General features: G+C 72.6%; 14 protein-coding genes. 7 read left to right on the top strand and 7 right to left on the bottom strand.

The window, feature by feature from the left end; all coding sequences use genetic code 11:
• Positions 1 to 259: 259 nt before the first annotated feature.
• The 3 genes from pepN to ACZ4E1_RS02435 all read right to left on the bottom strand — a co-directional run bounded on the left by pepN (position 260) and on the right by ACZ4E1_RS02435 (position 4,219).
• Complete coding sequence (gene pepN, locus ACZ4E1_RS02445) at positions 260 to 2,752, bottom strand: aminopeptidase N (protein ID WP_467535027.1); 2,493 nt, start codon at positions 2,750 to 2,752, stop codon at positions 260 to 262.
• Positions 2,753 to 2,971: 219 nt separating this feature from the next.
• The gene (locus tag ACZ4E1_RS02440) at positions 2,972 to 3,325 is read right to left on the bottom strand and encodes a chorismate mutase (RefSeq protein ID WP_467535025.1); all 354 of its coding nucleotides are present in this window, start codon (positions 3,323 to 3,325) and stop codon (positions 2,972 to 2,974) included.
• A 6-nt stretch (positions 3,326 to 3,331) separates the two neighbouring features.
• Entirely contained in the window at positions 3,332 to 4,219 is an 888-nt protein-coding gene (locus ACZ4E1_RS02435; RefSeq protein ID WP_467535023.1) for a helix-turn-helix domain-containing protein, read from the bottom strand.
• A gap of 137 nt (positions 4,220 to 4,356) precedes the next feature.
• Between ACZ4E1_RS02435 and ACZ4E1_RS02430 the strand changes: the two genes are divergently transcribed.
• Entirely contained in the window at positions 4,357 to 6,105 is a 1,749-nt protein-coding gene (locus ACZ4E1_RS02430; protein ID WP_467535414.1) for a beta-galactosidase, read from the top strand.
• A gap of 72 nt (positions 6,106 to 6,177) precedes the next feature.
• Here the strand turns inward: ACZ4E1_RS02430 and ACZ4E1_RS02425 are convergent, their stop codons facing one another.
• Positions 6,178 to 9,288, bottom strand: coding sequence for an endo-alpha-N-acetylgalactosaminidase family protein (locus ACZ4E1_RS02425; protein ID WP_467535021.1), 3,111 nt, complete (start codon positions 9,286 to 9,288; stop codon positions 6,178 to 6,180).
• A 455-nt stretch (positions 9,289 to 9,743) separates the two neighbouring features.
• Between ACZ4E1_RS02425 and ACZ4E1_RS02420 the strand changes: the two genes are divergently transcribed.
• Positions 9,744 to 10,652, top strand: a complete 909-nt coding sequence (locus ACZ4E1_RS02420) for a hypothetical protein (protein WP_467535019.1) — start codon at positions 9,744 to 9,746, stop codon at positions 10,650 to 10,652.
• Between the two features lie 274 nt (positions 10,653 to 10,926).
• On the opposite strand, the gene ACZ4E1_RS02415 is transcribed toward ACZ4E1_RS02420, so the two are convergent.
• Positions 10,927 to 12,381 carry an MFS transporter gene (locus tag ACZ4E1_RS02415; RefSeq protein WP_467535017.1) on the bottom strand — a complete coding sequence of 485 codons (1,455 nt, stop codon included), beginning with the start codon at positions 12,379 to 12,381 and terminating at the stop codon, positions 10,927 to 10,929.
• Between the two features lie 124 nt (positions 12,382 to 12,505).
• Here ACZ4E1_RS02415 and ACZ4E1_RS02410 point away from each other — a divergent pair, with 124 nt between their 5' ends.
• Positions 12,506 to 13,012: a MarR family winged helix-turn-helix transcriptional regulator gene (locus ACZ4E1_RS02410; RefSeq protein ID WP_467535015.1), complete on the top strand. Its 507-nt coding sequence runs from the start codon at positions 12,506 to 12,508 to the stop codon at positions 13,010 to 13,012.
• A gap of 61 nt (positions 13,013 to 13,073) precedes the next feature.
• On the opposite strand, the gene ACZ4E1_RS02405 is transcribed toward ACZ4E1_RS02410, so the two are convergent.
• Positions 13,074 to 14,021 (bottom strand): SDR family oxidoreductase, encoded by a 948-nt coding sequence (locus ACZ4E1_RS02405; RefSeq protein WP_467535013.1) that lies wholly within the window; start codon positions 14,019 to 14,021, stop codon positions 13,074 to 13,076.
• Between the two features lies 1 nt (position 14,022).
• Complete coding sequence (locus ACZ4E1_RS02400) at positions 14,023 to 14,763, bottom strand: SDR family oxidoreductase (RefSeq protein WP_467535011.1); 741 nt, start codon at positions 14,761 to 14,763, stop codon at positions 14,023 to 14,025.
• A gap of 97 nt (positions 14,764 to 14,860) precedes the next feature.
• On the opposite strand from ACZ4E1_RS02400, the gene ACZ4E1_RS02395 reads away from it, so the two are divergent.
• The 4 genes from ACZ4E1_RS02395 to ACZ4E1_RS02380 are packed head-to-tail and all read left to right on the top strand — an operon-like array spanning position 14,861 to position 18,319.
• Positions 14,861 to 15,628: an enoyl-CoA hydratase family protein gene (locus ACZ4E1_RS02395; protein WP_467535010.1), complete on the top strand. Its 768-nt coding sequence runs from the start codon at positions 14,861 to 14,863 to the stop codon at positions 15,626 to 15,628.
• 2 nt (positions 15,629 to 15,630) lie between these two features.
• A complete protein-coding gene (locus tag ACZ4E1_RS02390) occupies positions 15,631 to 16,488 on the top strand; it encodes a CoA transferase subunit A (protein WP_467535008.1) in 858 nt (285 codons plus the stop codon).
• Positions 16,485 to 17,249 carry a CoA-transferase subunit beta gene (locus ACZ4E1_RS02385; protein WP_467535007.1) on the top strand — a complete coding sequence of 255 codons (765 nt, stop codon included), beginning with the start codon at positions 16,485 to 16,487 and terminating at the stop codon, positions 17,247 to 17,249. Before ACZ4E1_RS02390 ends, ACZ4E1_RS02385 begins: the two co-directional genes overlap by 4 nt.
• A complete protein-coding gene (locus ACZ4E1_RS02380; RefSeq protein WP_467535006.1) occupies positions 17,246 to 18,319 on the top strand; it encodes an NAD(P)H-dependent flavin oxidoreductase in 1,074 nt (357 codons plus the stop codon). The genes ACZ4E1_RS02385 and ACZ4E1_RS02380 overlap by 4 nt, the downstream gene beginning before the upstream one ends.
• Positions 18,320 to 18,393: the final 74 nt, after the last annotated feature.

The raw sequence follows: 18,393 nt of genomic DNA, 5'->3' as shown, positions 1-18,393 counted from the left end.
GCGGGTTTTGGGGGGCGGGTGAGGTATAGGGGGCTGGCGGGTTCGTTGCCGGGTGACGGGTACGCGGTGGCTGGTCGCGCAGTTCCCCGCGCCCCTGAAGGCGCACTTCGTGCGCCCCAGGGGCGGCGCGCCTGGCGGCGGCGGTCGGGGAATCAAGCCCCTCCGGCGATTGAGGAGCGGGGGCCGGGGCGGAGCCCCTGGGGGTGCGCCAGGCTCCGGGCGCGAATTATGGCGCCGGACGCACCCCGTGCGGGGAGGGTCAGGCGGACCCGCGGACGCGTAGGGCTCGGGACAGGTCGTCGAGTTGGTCGACGAGGCGGCGGCGCAGCGCGGGCGTCGGGTCGGACTCGGCGAGGCAGCGTTCGCCGAGGGCGAGGGTTTCGGGGCTGATGGCCGTGGAGGGGAAGGCGTAGCGGCCGGCGGCTGCGGCGAGGGCGGCGCCGCGGCGTGCGGCGAGGGGGACGACGTCGGTGAAGTAGCGGGCGACGTAGCCGCGCAGCAGGTCGCTCTGTTCGGGTTGCCAGAAGCCCTGGGCGGTGGCGGCGAACAGGTAGTTGGAGAGTTCGCGTGCGGGGTCGTCGGTGAACAGGGCGTCCCAGGCGGCGGCCTTGGCCTGCGGGTCGGGCAGCGCGGCGTGGCAGCGGGCGGCGCCCTCCTGGCCGGTGGCGCTGGGGTCGTGGGCGAGTTCGGCCTCGATGACGGCGTCGTCGACGGCGCCGAGGACGCTCATGCGGCCCAGGATGCGCCAGCGCAGTTCGGGGTCGAGTTCGGGTCCTCCGGGGACGCTGCCGCTGTCGTACCAGCCGCGGATGACGTCGGCGTGCTGGGCGGCGTCGATGAGGTGGCGGACGGCGGTGAGGCGCAGGCCGGGGCGTTCTCCGTCCTCGGTGCGGCGGACGATGTCCTCGCACAGGGAGGTGAGGAGGGTGAGGGCGTCGGGGCGCTGTTCGGGGGTGCTGTAGTGGTCGGCGATCTGGTGGTGGGCGAAGGAGAGGACGCCCTGGACGAGGGCGAGGTCGGTCTCTTCGGGGAGGTGGGCGCGGGCGGCGGTGAGGTAGGAGCCGGTGTCCAGTTGTCCGTCGCGGACCATGTCGCTGAGCGCGTTCCACAGGACGGCGCGGGTGAGGGGGTCGGGGATGCCGGAGAGGCCGCGCAGGGCGGCTTCCTCGGAGGCGGGGTCGAGGCGGATCTTGGCGTAGGTGAGGTCCTGGTCGTTGGGGACGATCAGGGCGGGACGCGGGCCGCGGAAGGTGACGGGGTCGCCGGGTACGTCGACGTCGACGCGTTCGCGCAGGACGAGGGCGCGGGCGTCGGAGGGGTCGCGGTCGTAGAGGCCGACGGCGATGCGATGGGGGCGGCTGCCGGCACGGTCGACGGTGAGGGTCCAGTTGTCCTCGGCCTCGGTGACGCGCGGGGTGAGGGTGTCGACGCCGGTGGTGCGGAGCCAGGCGTCGGCCCAGGCGTGGACGTCGCGGTCGGTGTGGTGGGCGAGGGAGTCGATGAAGTCGGCGAGGGTGGCGTTGGCGAACTTGTGGCGTTCGAAGTGGGTGTTGATGCCGGCGAGGAAGTCCTTCTCGCCGAGCCAGTTGACGAGTTGGCGCAGGGCGGAGGCGCCCTTGGCGTAGGAGATGCCGTCGAAGTTGAGGAGGGCGGAGGCGGTGTCCTCGACGGCTTCGGGGGCTACGGGGTGGGTGGAGGGGCGTTGGTCGGCCTCGTAGCCCCAGTTCTTGCGGGAGATGCCGAAGTCGACCCAGGTGTCCGCGAAGCGGGTGCCTTCGGTGAGGGTCTGGTAGCCCATGTACTCGGCGAAGGACTCGTTGAGCCAGATGTCGTCCCACCACTTGAGGGTGACGAGGTCGCCGAACCACATGTGGGCCATCTCGTGGGCGATGACCATGGCGCGGGTCTGGCGTTCGGTGTCGGTGACGGCGGAGCGGTAGACGAACTCGTCGCGGAAGGTGACGAGTCCGGGGTTTTCCATGGCGCCGGCGTTGAACTCGGGGACGAAGGCCTGGTCGTAGGAGTCGAAGGGGTAGGGCTCGGCGAACTTCTCGTGGTAGCGGTCGAAGCACGCGCGGGTGATGTCGAGGAGTTCGTCGGCGTCGGCGTCGAGGTGGGGTGCGAGGGAGCGGCGGCAGTGGAGGCCGAAGGGCAGGCCGCGGTGTTCGGTGCGCAGGGAGTGCCAGGGGCCGGCGGCGACGGCGACGAGGTAGGTCGACAGGAGGGGGGTGGTGGCGGCCTGCCACTTTCCCTCGCCGAGGTGTTCGGTGACGCTGTTGGCGAGGACGGTCCAGCCTTCGGGGGCGGTGACGGTGAGGTCGAAGACGGACTTGAGGTCGGGCTGGTCGAAGGCGGTGAAGACGCGCTGGACGTCTTCCATGAACAGCTGGGTGTAGGCGTAGGTCTCGCCGTCGGTGGGGTCGGTGAAGCGGTGCATGCCCTCGCCGGTGTGCGAGTAGCGCATGGCGGCGTCGACGCGGAGCTCGTGCTCGCCGGCGGTGAGGCCGGTGAGGGGCAGGCGGTTGCCGTCGAGGGTGGCGGGGTCGAGGGCGTTGCCGTCGAGGGTGACGGAGCGCAGCTCGGCGGGTTTGAGCTCGACGAAGGTGTCTCCCGCGGTGCGTGTGGTGAAGCGGATCGCGGTGCGGGAGTCGAAGGTGTCGGGGCCGCGGGTGAGGTCGAGGTCCACGGTGTAGTGGTGGACCTCGATGAGCCGGGCGCGGGTCTGCGCTTCGTCGCGCGTCAGTACGGGCATGGGGTCATGGTGCCGTACGCCTCCGGCGCGGGAACAGGTGTCCTTGGTCGGGCCGCAGCCCTTGGCTCGGGGCCTGGGTCGCCCCGTAAGGGGCGCGGGGCTGTGCCGGTCAGCGGCTGCGCCGCAGGGCGCGACCAGCCACGACGGTGCTGAAGCCGCCGATGATCGCGCGCCCGCAACGGTGCTGAGGTCACGGGGCTCTGCCCCGGACCCCGCTCCTCAATCGCCGGAGGGGCTTGTTTTCGGGCCGGCGTCCGCCGCGATCTGTTCGTGGTGGCGGATGACCTCGCTGATGATGAAGTTGAGGAACTTCTCGGCGAAGGCGGGGTCGAGTTTGGCGTTCTCGGCGAGTTGGCGCAGGCGTTCGATCTGGCGGGATTCGCGGGCCGGGTCGGCGGGCGGCAGGGCGTGCTGGGCCTTGAGGTGGCCGACCTGCTGGGTGGCCTTGAAGCGTTCGGCGAGCATGTGGACGACGGCGGCGTCGATGTTGTCGATGCTGTCGCGCAGGCGGCCGAGCTCGGCGCGGACGGCGGGGTCGACTTCCGTCTGGGGTGCGGGGTCGCTGGTGGTCATGGGAGCTCAGCCTACGTGGAGCATGGGCGGGTGGTCGGGGTCGGGGATCTTGTCGGACCAGCCGCCGGGGACGGCGCGGCCCTGTTGTTCGCGGAAGCGGACGGGGGCGGTGCCGACGCGGCGGGTGAAGAGGCGGGAGAAGTAGGCGGGGTCGTCGTAGCCGACGCGGCGGGCGACGGCGGCGACGGGGAGTTCGGTGGCGGCGAGGAGTTCCTTGGCGCGGCCGAGGCGGATGCCGAGGAGGTAGTCCTTGGGGCTGCAGCCGGCGCCGCGGCGGACTGCGGTGCGCAGTTCGGCGGGGGTCATGCCGTGGCGGGCGGCGTGTTCGGCGACGGAGAGGGGCTGGAAGGCGTCGCGGGCGAGGGCCTGGAGGACGGGGTCGCCGTCGGGGGCCATGTCGGCGCGGGCGCGGCGCAGGGCGACGAGGAGTTCGTGGACGGCGGCGCCGGTCTCGACTTCGAGGAGGGGGTTGCCGCGGCGGGCGGCGCGGGCGATGCGGCCGACGGCGGCGCGGGCTGCCGCGGCGTCGGCGAGGGGGACGACGGGGCGGTCGGGTTCTATGTAGCCGAGTTCGGTGTAGGTGGCGGCGGCGGGTCCGGTGAAGTCGACGAAGCACTCGTCCCAGCCGCTGTCGGGGTCGGCGCCGTAGTGGTGCGGGACGCCGGGGGTGAGCCAGATGAGGGCGGGGGCGGTGATGGTGGTGCGGCGGCCGTCGGCGTTCTGGAACCAGCCGGTGCCGGCGGTGATGACGACGGCGACGTGGTGGTCGAGGGTGCGGGGTCCGACGGTGGGCAGGAGGCCGTGCTGGAGTCCGACGCCGAGGCAGACGAGGCCGAGTCGGTGGTGGGCCGGGCTGGGTGTGAAGTAGCGCATCCAGGTGTGGTATGTGGACATGTGTCCCCTCCTGTGGTGTTTCGCGCGCCTGGGTCGTGACCGCGTAGCCCCGTCCAACACCAGCCGATCTTTGTCCATGGACCCCGTCGCCCGCCAGAGGTGATGGTGGCCGCCTGTTCGTGAGCGAGAGGGACCTGATGACCGAGTTCAGGGTGGGCGAGGACGACTTCGAGGTGGACGGCCGGCCGGTGCGGCTGCTGTCGGGGGCTCTGCACTACTTCCGGGTGCACGAGGAGCAGTGGGGGCACCGGCTGCGGATGCTGAAGGCGATGGGCCTGAACTGTGTGGAGACCTACGTCCCGTGGAATCTGCACGCGCCCGGCCCGGGTGAGGTGCGGGACGTGGCGGCGGTGGGCCGGTTCCTGGACGCCGCGCGGGAGGCGGGCCTGTGGGTGATCGCGCGGCCGGGTCCCTACATCTGCGCGGAGTGGGAGAACGGGGGGCTGCCGCACTGGGTGACGGGCCGGGTGGGGGCGCGGCTGCGGTCGCGGGACGCGGAGTTCCTGTCGCTGGTGGAGGACTGGTTCCGGGTGCTGCTGCCGCAGATCACGGAGCGGCAGATCGACCGGGGCGGCCCGGTGATCATGGTGCAGGTGGAGAACGAGTACGGCAGTTTCGGCTCGGACCAGGTGTATCTGCGGGCGCTGGCGGATCTGCTGCTCGAACTCGGGGTGACGGTGCCGCTGTTCACGTCGGACGGGCCCGAGGACCACATGCTGACGGGCGGGTCGGTGCCGGGGATCCTGGCGACGGCGAACTTCGGCTCGCAGGCGCGCGAGGGTTTCGCGACGCTGCGCAGGCACCGCCCGTCGGGGCCGTTGATGTGCATGGAGTTCTGGTGCGGCTGGTTCGACCACTGGGGCGCGGAGCATGTCGTACGGGATCCGCGGGACGCGGCGGACGCGTTGCGGGAGATCCTGGAGTGCGGGGCGTCGGTGAATCTGTACATGGCGCACGGGGGGACGAGTTTCGGCGGCTGGGCGGGGGCGAACCGCGGGGGCGGTGCGCTGCACGACGGGGTCCTTGAGCCGGATGTGACCTCGTACGACTATGACGCGCCGATCGACGAGTTCGGGCGGCCGACGGAGAAGTTCTGGCTGTTCCGGGAGGTTCTCGGGAAGTACGCGGAGGGGCCGCTGCCGGAGGTTCCGGAGCAGCCTGCCGCGCTGGCGGCGCCGGTGACGGCGGAGCTGACGGCGTTCACGCCGCTGGACGGGGTGCTGGAGGGGCTGGGCGGGCCGGAGTCCCAGTGGGCGACGCCGCCGTCGTTCGAGGAGCTGGGCGTGGACCGGGGGCTGGTGCGGTACGCGGTGACCGTGCCGGGGCCGCGCGGCGGGCTGCCGCTGCGGGCGAACGGGCTGCGGGACGTCGCGGTCGTGGAGGTGGACGGGGAGCGGGTCGGGGTCCTCACGGAGGCGGAACCGGAGCTGCCGGTCCCGGTGGCGGGGTACGCGCGCGTGGAGCTGTGGGTGGAGTCCCTGGGGCGGGTCAACTACGGGCCGCGCACGGGTGAGCTCAAGGGGCTGACGGGCGGGCTGCTGCACGAGCGGCAGTATCTGCACGGGGTGACGGCCCGGGCGCTGCGCCTGGACGCGTTCACGGCCGGGGCGGTGGCCGGGCTGCCGTCCGGGGAGCCCGAGGAGGGGCGGCGCGGGCTGTTCCGGGGCGTGTTCGAGGTGGCGGGGCCGGGGGACGCGGCGCTGGAACTGCCGGGCTGGGCGCGGGGGTTCGTGTGGGTGAACGGGTTCTGTCTGGGCCGTTACTGGCCGGCGGCCGGTCCGCAGGAGTCGCTGTACGTGCCGGGGCCGGTGCTGCGGGCGGGTGCGAACGAGGTGTGGGTGCTGGAGACGGACCGCTCGGGTCCGCCGCGGGTGCGCCTGTCCTGAGCCGGGCTCGGGCACGGGGGAAGGGCCGGTCCCGGATCGCGGGGCCGGCCCTTCGTCTTGTTGCCGGGTGGGTCAGTCGAGCTCGGTCACGGTGAACCGGTCGATGACGACCGCGCCGCCGTCGGAGGCGTTCGAGGTCAGGCCCACCCACGCGTCGCCCTGGTCGGGCGCCGTGAACTCGTAGGCGAACTCGGCGGTGCCCTCGGTGGTCCTGGCGAGGGCATCGGAGCGCAGGGTCCGGGCGGCCGGTTCATCGACCGCGGTGGTCCAGGTGGCGGTGGTCTCGCTCTGGTAGAGGAAGGCCACCTTGTAGCGCTTGCCGGGGGTGAAGGGGACGGTCGCCGGGATGGTGCGGTAGACGAGGCCGGTGCCGGTCAGGCGGGCCTTGAGGGACCAGGTGCCGGTGAGCACGTCGTCGGTCTTCGTGCCGTTCCAGCCGGCCTGGGTGTAGGGCGCGTGCTTCTCCGCGAGGTGGGCGCGGCTCGTGGAGGCGATGAACGGGAAGATGCCGTCGGGCACGTCCTCGAAGTCCTGGTGGACGAGCGTGCCCGGCTGGGTGGCCGGGAGCGTGGCGCGGGCGACGCGGACGTTGTCGAACGCCACGCGCGCGTGGCCGTCGGCGACCTTCAGGGCGAGGGTGACGTCGCCGCCCTGTTCGGGGACGGTGAAGTGGACGAACATGCGCTGGAAGCGGGTGTTCAGCTTCAGGTCGCAGGACTGCTTGTTGACGGCCGTGGACGACTCCATGACGACCTTGCGGGCGCCTTCGGAGGTGGTGATCTCCAGGGTGGCGGTGCGCCGCTCCCCCGCCGTGTCGCCGACGAGTGCCTGGACGGAGGCGACGTAGGTCTGTCCGGGGCGCAGGCCGCGCAGCGTCTGGGCGAGGGACGCGGGAGCGCCGTCGGTGCCCGCCCAGGCCTCGTACTGGCCGGTGGCGCTGCGTTCGACGGCGCAGGTGCCGGTGACGGTCCAGCCGTGCAGGGAGCCGGAGTTGAAGCCGGGGTCGTGCACCGGGGTGCCTTCGCCCCACACGGGGTCGCGGTCCAGGTCGGCGCGGTCCTTGTAGAGGACGTAGGGCTGGTCGGGGTCGGCGTTCAGGGTGACGGTGCCGTCGCCGGTGACGGGTACGTGGGTGACGAAGACGCGGCCCTGGTCGGTGAGGCGGTACAGGGCGACGCGGGTGCGGGCGGCGGCCCACGCGCGCGGGAGGCGCCAGGTCGTGCTGCCGCCCTCGGGGTTGTAGTGGTAGAGCTTCGCGGGGTCGAGGGCGCGGCGCGGATCCCAGGGCAGCAGGTAGGTGTCGCCGGTGAGGACGGTGCGGCCGTCGGTGGTGACGGTGCGGGTGCCGTCGGCGGTGGTGGTGACCTTGGTGTCTCCGGCGCCGAAGAAGGTGATCTCGTCGTCGGTCCAGGTCTTGATCGCTCTGGCCTGGAGGTACTTGACGGGCAGGGTGTGGGACCAGATGAGGCGGTAGAAGGCGGTCCAGTCGGTCTTGTTCTGCCAGGCCTCGAAGTCGCCGAGGCGGGCGGTGCCGAGGAGGGGGAACTTGTCGGCGAAGACGTCCTTCTGGTGGTGGCGCATGAAGCGGATCAGCCGGGAGTTGACGCCGCGCGAGGAGTCGCCTCCGTAGGTGACGTCGTTGGCCCAGTGCGCCCACAGGGCGGAGCGTTCGAGGCCGTGGCCCCATTCGGTGGTGACCTGCCAGCCCTGGTCGCGCAGGATGCGCTGGAAGCGGTCACCGATCCAGCCGGAGTCGCGGAACACGTCGACGTAGAGGGTGTTGAGCCCGTCGTCGACCTCGTCGCGCAGCTGCTTCAGCCGCTGTTCGGTGCCGCCGCTGAGCAGGTCCCAGCGGTTGTTGATGCGGTAGCTCTGGTCCATCCACGCCCACTGCTTGTTCGTCTTGTCGACGAGCTGCTCGGAGAAGGCGCGGGCCTCGGGGTAGGACTCGGTGAAGTTGATGTGGACGGCGAAGTCGCTGTCCCATTTCTTGCCGGTGCGCACCAGGGTGTTGAGGTCGTCGAGGCCGCCGGCGCGCTCGTTGTAGTGGCCGCCGTAGTCGGGGTGGGCGGCGTCGTGGCCCTCGGACTGGTAGCCCTTGAGGAGGGTGAACTGGCGCAGGCCGTCGGTGGCGAGGTGGATGCGCTTGACGTGGTCGAGGGTGACGAGGAACGGATTGCCGGCGACGGAGCCGATGTTGTACGTGATGTGGGCGACGACGCGCTGGTACTGGCGGTCGGCGCCGAGCGGGGTGTGGGCGATGTCGCGGAAGGCGATCGCGGCGTCCTGCCAGTCGACGACGCCGTCGCCGTTGCGGTCGCCGGTGATGATCACCTTGGCCCAGGGCAGGGGTTCGGTGTCGTCGGCGGCGGCGGTGTCGGCGCGGTAGGTCCACTGGCCGTTGCTGATGCCGGCCTTGACGTAGCCGTCGCGCTGGACGACCTGGCGCCAGAATCGGCCGTTCTCCCAGTTCGCGCCGGGGGTCTTGGCCGGATAGTCGTAGCTGGCGTTGTTCTCGACGGCGGCGCCGAGTTCGCTCGTGTGGGCGACGGCGTAGGCGATGCCGGCGGCGGTCTCGTCAGGCCGGCTGTCAGTGGTGACTCGTACGGTGGCATCGCCGCTCTTGGCCTTGTCGATCTCGACGCGGGCCGTGGTGAGGGTGGCGCTGTCCTGCGTCGAGCGCACGCTGACCAGCTGCAGTCCGGGGATCTGCAGGGTGCGGACACGCAGGGCGTCCGTGTCGTGGATCGCGGTGACGCGGAAGGTGACGGTCCACTCGTCGACGGCGATCTCGGCGTCGATGCGGGGGCCTTCGTCGAGGGTGAGGGTGTAGGCGATCCGGTCGGACTCGGTGCGGCTGGTGACGCGGGGGGTGTACGGGGTGTTGTTGACGAGGAGCTGGGTGACCGCGTCCTCCTGGGCGTACAGGGTGCGGTCGGCGGCGCGGGCCGTGTACGAGGCGATCCGCGGGAAGGCCGTGCCGACGCGGACGGTGAGCGCGGCGGAGCGGATGACGGCCTCGGCGTCGGCGGCCGCGACGGCCGCCGCGCTCGTCTCCAGAGTCGCCGCACGCGCCACACCCCCCAGCCCGAGCGCGAGCCCCGCTCCCCCCACGGCCCCGACGGCCACGACCGCCCTGCGACTGGGTCCCTGCTTGTGCGGCGGCTGGCCGGTGGGCGGCACGTTTGCCCTCCTTCTCACGACGTTTCGACGTGCCGCTCACGATGCGCCGAGGCCCCGGCCCGGGCCCATGGACAAAGAAGCGGAAGGACTTGGACTAATGGGGCTCGGGGTGCGCTTGTGGGCCGGCGGGTGGGTGGGGGCGCGGGGGCTGCGGCGGGGTCGAGGGGTGGGTGCCGTGGCGGCCTCCGGGGCGGGAGGTCTGGCGGTCGGTGGTGGGGATGTGACGGTTGGCGGGGGTGGTGCGCTGGAGGAGTACGGCCCTGTGCCCGGTCCGTCCCCGTCCCCCCGTGGGCGGCGGGGTGCGGGTGTCCGCCGCCTCCGCCCCGCTCCCCCAGCGGGCGCGGAGGCGGACCCGCGTGCTGTTCCGGGGCGGCGGGGTCGCCGTACGCTGGAGTGGCCGGGCCCGGGGGCCGTCCCCGGGGGGACACGGCCCGGCGGCCCCAGGGGGTGCGCGCGTGGCGAACGGCGGGCCGGTGGTGCACGGCTATCCGCATCTGGAGACGGTGCGTTCGGCGATCACCGCGCTGTACCGGCGGCTGTCGTACGACACGGTGCACACGTTCGCCACGAGTGTCGCGCCCGTCGACGTGGCGTTCTGCGACACGGACGATCTGTATCTGGGGACGCAGCGGGTGGCGCGGGAGCTGGTGCGGCACTACCGGCTGCCGGACGCGCGGATGATCGTGAGCTTCCGGGAGATGCAGCACGCGGCGAGTGTCGAACTGGCGGCGGGGCCCGAGTACTTCATCGAGCTGAACGACCGGTTCCGCACGCATCGGCGGGACATCGGGGCGGCACTGGCCCACGAGATCATGCATGTGTATCTGCACCGGCTCGACCTGTCGTTCCCGGGGACGCGGGACAACGAGATCCTGACGGACACCGCGACGACATACCTGGGCGCGGGCTGGCTGCTCCTGGACGCGTTCCGGGAGGACGGGGCGTCGTCGCAGAAGCTGGGCTATCTGACGCCGGAGGAGTTCGGGTACGTGCTGGCGAAGCGGTCGCTGGCGTTCGGCGAGGCGCCGGAGACGTGGTTCACGAGCCCGCAGGCGTACACGGCGTACGCGGAGGGGCTGGCGCGGGCGCGACGGGACCAGCGGGAGCCTCCGCTGACGGCCTCCGGCTGGGCGGGGCGGCGCCGCTACGCCAAGGATCGCCGCGAGGCCCAGTCCCGGGGAGCCGTCTCGGCCTCGCCCTCCGCCTCGTACGCGTTCTCGGCGGCCGGGCCCCAGGACCGTCCCGGTGGCCTCCGGGTCGCGTTCCCGTGCCCGACCTGTCATCAGCGGATCCGGGTGCCGGTACGGGGGCGGGTTCGGGCGCGGTGTGGGTTGTGCCGCACGGTTTTGGAGTGCGACACGTAGGGGGTGGGGCGGTTCGTCGCGGGGTGCGGGTGGGTGGGGGCTGGTCGCGCCCCGCGGCGGAGCCGCTAGTAGACACAGCCCCGCGCCCCTGAAATGCAGACCCTTCGGGTCGCATTTCCCCGATACGCCGACGCCCCTATGGAGATGACGCACGAAGTGCGCATCTCCATAGGGGCGCGGGGAACTGCGCGACCAGCCCCCACCCAGCCGCACCCGGCGCCGAGGCGGGATGGACACCGGACCGAGCCGGGCCACCCGCCACCCCACTCCGCCGTCAGGCGTGCGGCTCCGTGAGCGCCGTGCGAGGAAGCAGGGCGCACAGCGCGGCGCAGAGCAGGAACCCGCCCACGACCCAGGGCGCCGCCGCCGAGAGGGCGTCCGTGAACCCGGCACCGTCGGAGAGCCGCCCGAAGAAGATCGTGCCGATGACGGCCGCACCGAGCGCCCCGCCGAACTGCTGGGCGGTGGAGAAGATCCCGGAGGCGCCGCCGGCGAGCTCGGCGGGGACGGCGGACAGGACGACGTTGACCAGCGGGACGACGAGGAAGCCCAGGCCCGCCCCGGCGACGACGAGCCCGGGCACCATCGGCCAGGCCCCGGTGTGCGTGCCGGCCGCCTGCTCGACGGCGTACCAGACCCAGCCGAGGCCGCCCGCCATGAGGAGCGCTCCGGCGCCGAGGACGAGCCGGCCGAACCGGACGGCGAGCGTGTCGGCGGCGGGGGCGGTGAGGAAGCCGCCGACGGAGAAGGCGACGGTCAGGACGCCGGCCTGCATCGGCGTGTAGTGCTGGCCGGCCTGCAGCCAGATGGCGAAGACGAGGAAGAAGCCCTGCATGCCGACGGAGAAGAGGAGTTGGACGAGGACGCCGACGGAGAAGGCGGGCAGCCGGAAGGCCTGCGCGGGCAGCAGGGGCACGGTCCGCTCGTCGTGGCGGCGTTCGCGCCGCGCCTCGAACACTCCGAGCCCGGCGACGGCGAGCACGCCCGCGGCGAGGCAGATCCAGCCCCACAGCGGCCAGCCGTCGCTGTGCCCCTGGACGAGGGGCAGCACGATCGCGACGAGGCCGGCGGCGAGCACGACGCTGCCGAGGACGTCGGGGCGGCGCGCGCTGCGCTCACGGGTGGCGGGCACGAGGAACCATCCGGCGACGAACGTGGCGATCGCGACCGGCACGTTGACGAGGAACACCGAGCGCCAGCCCCAGCCGAACAGGTCGGCGTCGGTGAGCAGTCCGCCCAGGAGGAGTCCGACGGCGGAGGCGAAGCCGGCGACGGCTCCGTACATGCCGAAGGCGGCGCCGCGTTCCTTGCCCTGGAACAGGGTGCGGAAGGAGCCGATGACCTGGGGCACGAGCACCGCGGCCATGACGCCCTGGAAGGCGCGGGCGGCGATCAGCTGGCCCGGCGTCTGGGCGATGCCGCAGGCCAGGCTGGCGACGCCGAAGCCGGCGGTGCCGGCGAGGAAGAGGCCTCGGCGGCCGAAGCGGTCGCCGAGGTGCCCGGAGACGATGAGGGTGGCGGCGAAGCCGAGCAGGTAGGCGGAGACGAGCCACTGCAACGCACTTTCGGAGGCGTGCAGTTCGCGGCCGATGGACGGGATCGCGACGTTGACGATCGTCACGTCGAGGAGGTCCATCAGGGCCGCGACCATCATGACGACGGCGGCGGCCCAGCGGCGCGGGTGCGCGGGGGTCTCGGTGACGGCGGGCGGGGCGAGCGCGGCGGACATGACGCCTCCAGGTCGGGGCTCGGCACGAAGTATTTCGTTCGGACTAACGAAATACTTGCACCGGCACTCCCGTGATCGCAACCCTTTCTTTCGGGCGAACGAAATATTGGCTAGCCTGGACCGTATGACGAGCGACGAGAAGAGCGAGCGGGCCGAGCCGGGGCCGGGCGGCGACGACCGGGAGTCCGTCCTCAAGGAGATGATGGAGACGGGGCGGGAGCAGAGCGCGGCGACGATCATGTTCCACACCGCCGTCGCCGCGTCTCAGGGCCTCAGTCCGACCGAGAGCAAGACGCTGGACCTGCTGGCCAAGCACGGGGCGCTCACCGCGAAGGACCTGGTGGAGTACACGGGACTGGCCCCCGCCTCGGTGACGGGCCTGGTGGACCGGCTCGCCGCCAAGGGCTTCGTACGACGGGTCAAGCACGCCACGGACAAGCGGCGCGTGGTCGTGGAACTCCAGCGGGAGAAGATCACCGAGCTCGCCGCGTTCTTCGACGACTGGGCCCGTGACGTCGTCGCGGCGTGCGAGGAGTTCAGCACGGAGGAACTGCGGACGGTGACGCGGTTCCTGGCGGTGACGGCGGCGCTGCAACGCGACGCCGCCGCCCGCCTCCCCCAGCCGGAGTGACCCGGCCGGCCCGAGCGACCCGGCCGGAGTGACCCGGCCGGGGCTCCGGCGAAAGCGCAGGTCAGGAGGCCCCGTACACGGCCCCCGGCGTCTCGGCGCGCGCGAGCAGGTCGCGGGCCGCGTCCCCCGCGCCGGAGGGCGTCCAGCGCTCGGCCTTGTCGACGGTCGGGCCGGGGCGCCAGCCCTCCATCACCGTGATGCGGCCGGCCTCGACCTCGAAGACCCGGCCCGTGACGCCGTCGCTGGCGGCGCCGGAGCCGAGCCAGACCACGAGCGGCGACACGTTCTCCGGAGCCATCGCGTCGAAGGCGCCGTCCTCGGGGGCGGCCATCGTGTCGGCGAAGGTGGCCTCGGTCATCCGGGTGCGGGCGGCCGGCGCGATCGCGTTGACCTGCACCCCGTAGCGCGCCATCTCCGCGGACGCGACCAGGGTCAGGCCGAGGATGCCGGCCTTCGCCGCGCTGTAGTTGCCCTGGCCGACCGAGCCCAGCAGGCCCGCCCCGGACGAGGTGTTGACGACGCGGGCGACCGGCGTGCGGCCCGCCTTGGCCTCGGCCCGCCAGTGCGCGGCGGCGGCCTGCAGGGGCAGGAAGTGGCCCTTGAGGTGGACGCGCATGACCGCGTCCCAGTCGTCCTCCGCCAGATTCACCAGCATGCGGTCGCGCAGGAATCCCGCGTTGTTCACGAGGGTGTCGAGGCGGCCGAAGGCGTCGACGGCGGCGGCGACCAGCGAGGCCGCCCCCTCCGATGTCGCTATGTCGCCTCCGTGGGCCACGGCCTCGCCGCCCGCCGCGCGGATCTCCTCGACGACCAGGGCCGCCGGGCTGTCGGGGGCGGGCGCGCCGTCGAGGCCGACGCCCAGGTCGTTCACCACGACCTTGGCGCCCTCCGCCGCGAAGGCCAGCGCGTGCGCGCGGCCGAGGCCCCGGCCCGCGCCGGTCACGGCCACCACGCGCCCCGCGCACAGCCCACCCGAACCCACCGCTTCAGTAGCCGCAGAATCCGTCATCTCACGCCTCCTTGTTGACCGTTGCCGCGTCGAGGAACGCGGGGCGCTCGCCGCCACCGTGCACGAGCAGGCTCGCCCCGCTGATGTACGCGGCGGCGTCCGACGCCAGGAACACCGCCGCCTCGCCGATCTCCCGGGGCTCGGCGAGCCGCCCCAGGGGCACCGTCGCGCCGACGGCGGCGATGCCCTCCTCGTCCCCGTAGTGCAGGGCCGACAGTTCGGTGCGGACCATGCCGAGCACCAGCGTGTTCACCCTGATGTCCGGGGCCCATTCCACGGCCATCGACCGCGCCAGGTTCTCCAGGCCCGCCTTGGCCGCCCCGTACGCGGCCGAGCCCGGGGAGGGGCGGGTGCCGCTGACGCTGCCGATCATGACGATCGAGCCGCGCGCCGCCGCGAGCTTCTCGCGGGCGGCCAGGGACGCCGTGAGCGGCGCCGTCAGGTTCAGCTCGATCACGCGCGCGTGCCGCTCCGCGTCCGTCTCGCCGAGGAGCCGGTACGGGGTGCCGCCCGCGTTGTTCACCAGTACGTCCAGCCGCTCCAGGCCTCCGAAGAACTCCTGCACCGCGGCCGTGTCGCGCAGGTCCACCTGCGCGAACTCGCAACCCTCGACCGGGACTTCGGGTGGTCTGCGCGCGCAGACCACCACCTTCGCCCCGGCCCGGGTGAAGGCGCGCGCTATCCCCGCCCCCACTCCCCTGGTGCCGCCCGTCACGACGGCGACCCGTCCGCTCAGATCCATCCCGGACCCCTCTCCCCGACCCATTCCGCCGGCCTCCGTCACCTGCTACGGTCATGACCTACCAAACAAACGTTAGGTGGAAAGGTAGCTGCACGCCATGGGTGTCTCCACCTCCTCACCCGAAAAAGGGATCTCCGTCGTCACGGTGGACTTCCCTCCGGTCAACGCACTGCCGGTGCAGGGCTGGTACGACCTCGCCGACGCGGTGCGCGCCGCCGGCCGCGATCCCGACGTGCGCTGCGTGATCCTCACCGCGGCCGAGCACAGCCGTGGGTTCAACGCGGGAGTGGACATCAAGGAGATGCAGCGCGAGACCGCGTCTCCCGGCGGTGGCCACCGCGCGCTGATCGGCGCCAACAGGGGCTGCTACGAGGCCTTCTCCGCCGTGTACCAGTGCGAGGTCCCGGTGATCGCGGCTGTGGGCGGCTTCTGCCTGGGCGGAGGCATCGGACTCGTGGGCAACGCGGACGCGATCGTGGCCAGTGACGACGCCACGTTCGGCCTGCCCGAGCTGGACCGCGGCGCGCTCGGCGCGGCCACGCACCTGGCCCGCCTGGTGCCGCAGCACCTGATGCGCGCCCTCTTCTACACCTCGCGCACCGCCACGGCGGCCGAGCTGCACGCGCACGGTTCGGTGTGGAAGGTCGTGCCGCGCTCCGAGTTGCGCGAGGCGGCGCTGGAGCTGGCGTGGGACATCGCCCGCAAGGACGGCTATCTCATCCGCCTCGCCAAGTCCGCGCTCAACGGGATCGACCCCGTGGACGTGCACCGCAGCTACCGCTACGAGCAGGGCTTCACCTTCGAGGCCAATCTCAGCGGGGTCGCCGACCGGGTGCGCGACACCTTCGGACAGGGAGCCGAGTGACCATGACCGACAAGACCGACAAGCTCATGACGCCTGACGAGGTGGTCGGCCGGCTGCGCTCCGGCATGACGATCGGCATCGGCGGCTGGGGTTCGCGCCGCAAGCCGATGGCGCTGGTCCGGGCGCTGCTGCGCAGTGACCTCACGGATCTGACCGTGGTCTCGTACGGGGGCCCGGACGTCGGGATGCTGGCCGCCGCGGGCAAGATCCGCAAGCTGGTGGCCGCGTTCGTGACGCTCGACTCGATCCCGCTGGAGCCGCACTTCAGGGCGGCCCGCCAGAGCGGCGCCTTCGAGATGACGGAGATCGACGAGGCGATGTTCATGTGGGGCCTGCACGCCGCGGCGAACCGGCTGCCCTTCCTGCCCGTGCGGGCCGGCCTCGGCTCGGACGTCATGCGGGTCAATCCGGAGCTGCGCACGGTCACCTCGCCCTACGAGGACGGGGAGACGTTCGTCGCGATGCCCGCGCTGCGCCTGGACGCGGCCCTGGTGCACATGAACCGCGCGGACCGCCGGGGCAACGGCCAGTACCTGGGCCCCGACCCGTACTTCGACGACCTGTTCTGCGAGGCCGCGGACGAGGCGTACGTGTCCTGCGAGCGCCTCGTCGACGGGTTCGGGGACGAGGCGCCGCCGCAGTCGCTGCTGATCAAGCGGCATGTGGTGACGGGTGTGGTGGAGGCGCCGCACGGCGCGGACTTCACCACGTGCGCGCCGGACTACGGCCGGGACGAGGCCTTCCAGAAGCTCTACGCGAGCACGCCCTGGGCCGAGTTCGCCGAGCGGTTCCTGCCGCCCGGCGGTGACGAGAAGCAGTACCAGTCCGCCGTCCAGGCCTGGCACGAGGAGCAGAAGTGACCACCACCGAGACCGCCGCCCCGCCCGCGACCCGGGCCGAGTACTGCGTGATCGCCTGCGCCGACGCCTGGCGGGACAACGGGGAGGTGCTGGCCAGCCCGATGGGCCTGATCCCCGGCTTCGGGGCCCGGCTCGCCAAGCGGACCTTCTCCCCCGACCTGCTGCTCACCGACGGCGAGGCCCTGCTGGTCGGGCTCGACGGCGCGGCCGAGGGCTGGCTGCCGTACCGCCAGCACCTCACCTTCGTGACCGGCGGCCGGCGTCACGTGATGATGGGCGCGAGCCAGATCGACCGGTTCGGGAACCAGAACATCTCGTGCATCGGCGACTGGGAGCGCCCCGACCGCCAGCTCCTCGGCGTGCGCGGCGCGCCGGTGAACACGCTGAACAATCCGGTGAGTTACTGGGTGCCCAAGCACAGCCCGCGCGTGTTCGTCGAGAAGGTCGACATGATCAGCGGGGTGGGCTACGACAGCGCCGCCGCGGCCGGCCCCTCCGCCACCCGCTTCCACCGCATCCCGCGCGTGGTGACGAACCTGGCGGTGCTCGACTTCGAGACGCCGGACCACACGATGCGGATCGCGTCCGTGCACCCCGGGGTCACGGTCGAGGAGGTGCGGGAGGCCACCGGGTTCGCGCTCGCGCTGCCGGAGGGCGGCGAGGTGCCGTTCACGCGGAAGCCGACGGCCGAGGAGCTGCGGCTGATCCGTGAGGTCGTCGACCCGAAGTCGCTGCGCGAGCGGGAGGTCCGGTCGGCATGAGCGACAGCGCGGATTTCACCCTCCCCACGGCGTTCACCAAGCTCACCGGGGTGCGTCACCCCATCGTGCAGACCGGCATGGGCTGGGTCGCGGGCCCCCGCCTGGTCTCGGCGGCGGCGAACGCGGGCGCGCTCGGTGTCCTCGCCTCCGCCACGATGACCGTCGACCAACTGCGGTCGGCGGTGCGGGAGGTGAAGTCCCGCACGGACCAGCCCTTCGGGGTGAACCTGCGGGCGGACGCGGGCGACGCGCGCGACCGCGTGAAGATCATCGTCGACGAGGGTGTGAAGGTGGCGTCCTTCGCGCTCGCGCCGTCCAAGGAGCTGATCGCCGAGCTGAAGGACGCGGGCGTCGTCGTCATCCCGTCCATCGGGGCGCGCCGGCACGCCGAGAAGGTCGCGGCGTGGGGTGCGGACGCGGTGATCGTGCAGGGCGGCGAGGGCGGCGGCCACACCGGGGAGGTGGCCACGTCGGTGCTGCTTCCGCAGGTCGTGGACGCGGTCGACATCCCGGTCGTCGGCGCGGGCGGCTTCCGTGACGGGCGCGGCCTGGTCGCCGCGCTCGCGTACGGGGCGGCGGGCGTCGCGATGGGCACCCGCTTCCTGCTGACCTCGGACTCCACCGTGCCGGACGCGGTGAAGGCCAAGTACCTGGCGGCCTCGGTCAAGGACGTGACGGTGACGACGGCGGTCGACGGACTGCCGCACCGGATGCTGCGCACCGACCTGGTGGACGCGCTGGAGAACGCGGGGCGCGCACGCGCCCTGCTCCAGGCCGTGCGCCGGGCCGCCGGGTTCAAGAAGCTCTCGGGTCTGTCCTGGCCGCAGATGGTGCGGGACGGGCTCGCGATGAAGCACGGCAAGGACCTGTCCTGGAGTCAGGTCCTGCTGGCGGCGAACACGCCGATGCTCCTCAAGGCGTCCATGGTCGAGGGCCGTACGGACCTCGGCGTGATGGCGTCCGGGCAGGTCGCGGGGCTCATCGAGGACCTGCCCAGCTGTGCCGAGCTCGTCGACCGTGTGATGGCCGAGGCCCGGCACGTGCTCCACACCCTGCCGACACCAGGGTGAACCGTGGGCCGCCCGGCGGCCCCCGGTCAGCGGGGCGGCCGTCGGACGGCCGCTTCCTGCAAGGGAGTTCAGGT

This window comes from Streptomyces sp. NPDC025806 (assembly GCF_055558275.1).
Note: the sequence above shows the minus strand (reverse complement) of the source record. Positions and strands in the feature narration are given on the sequence as shown.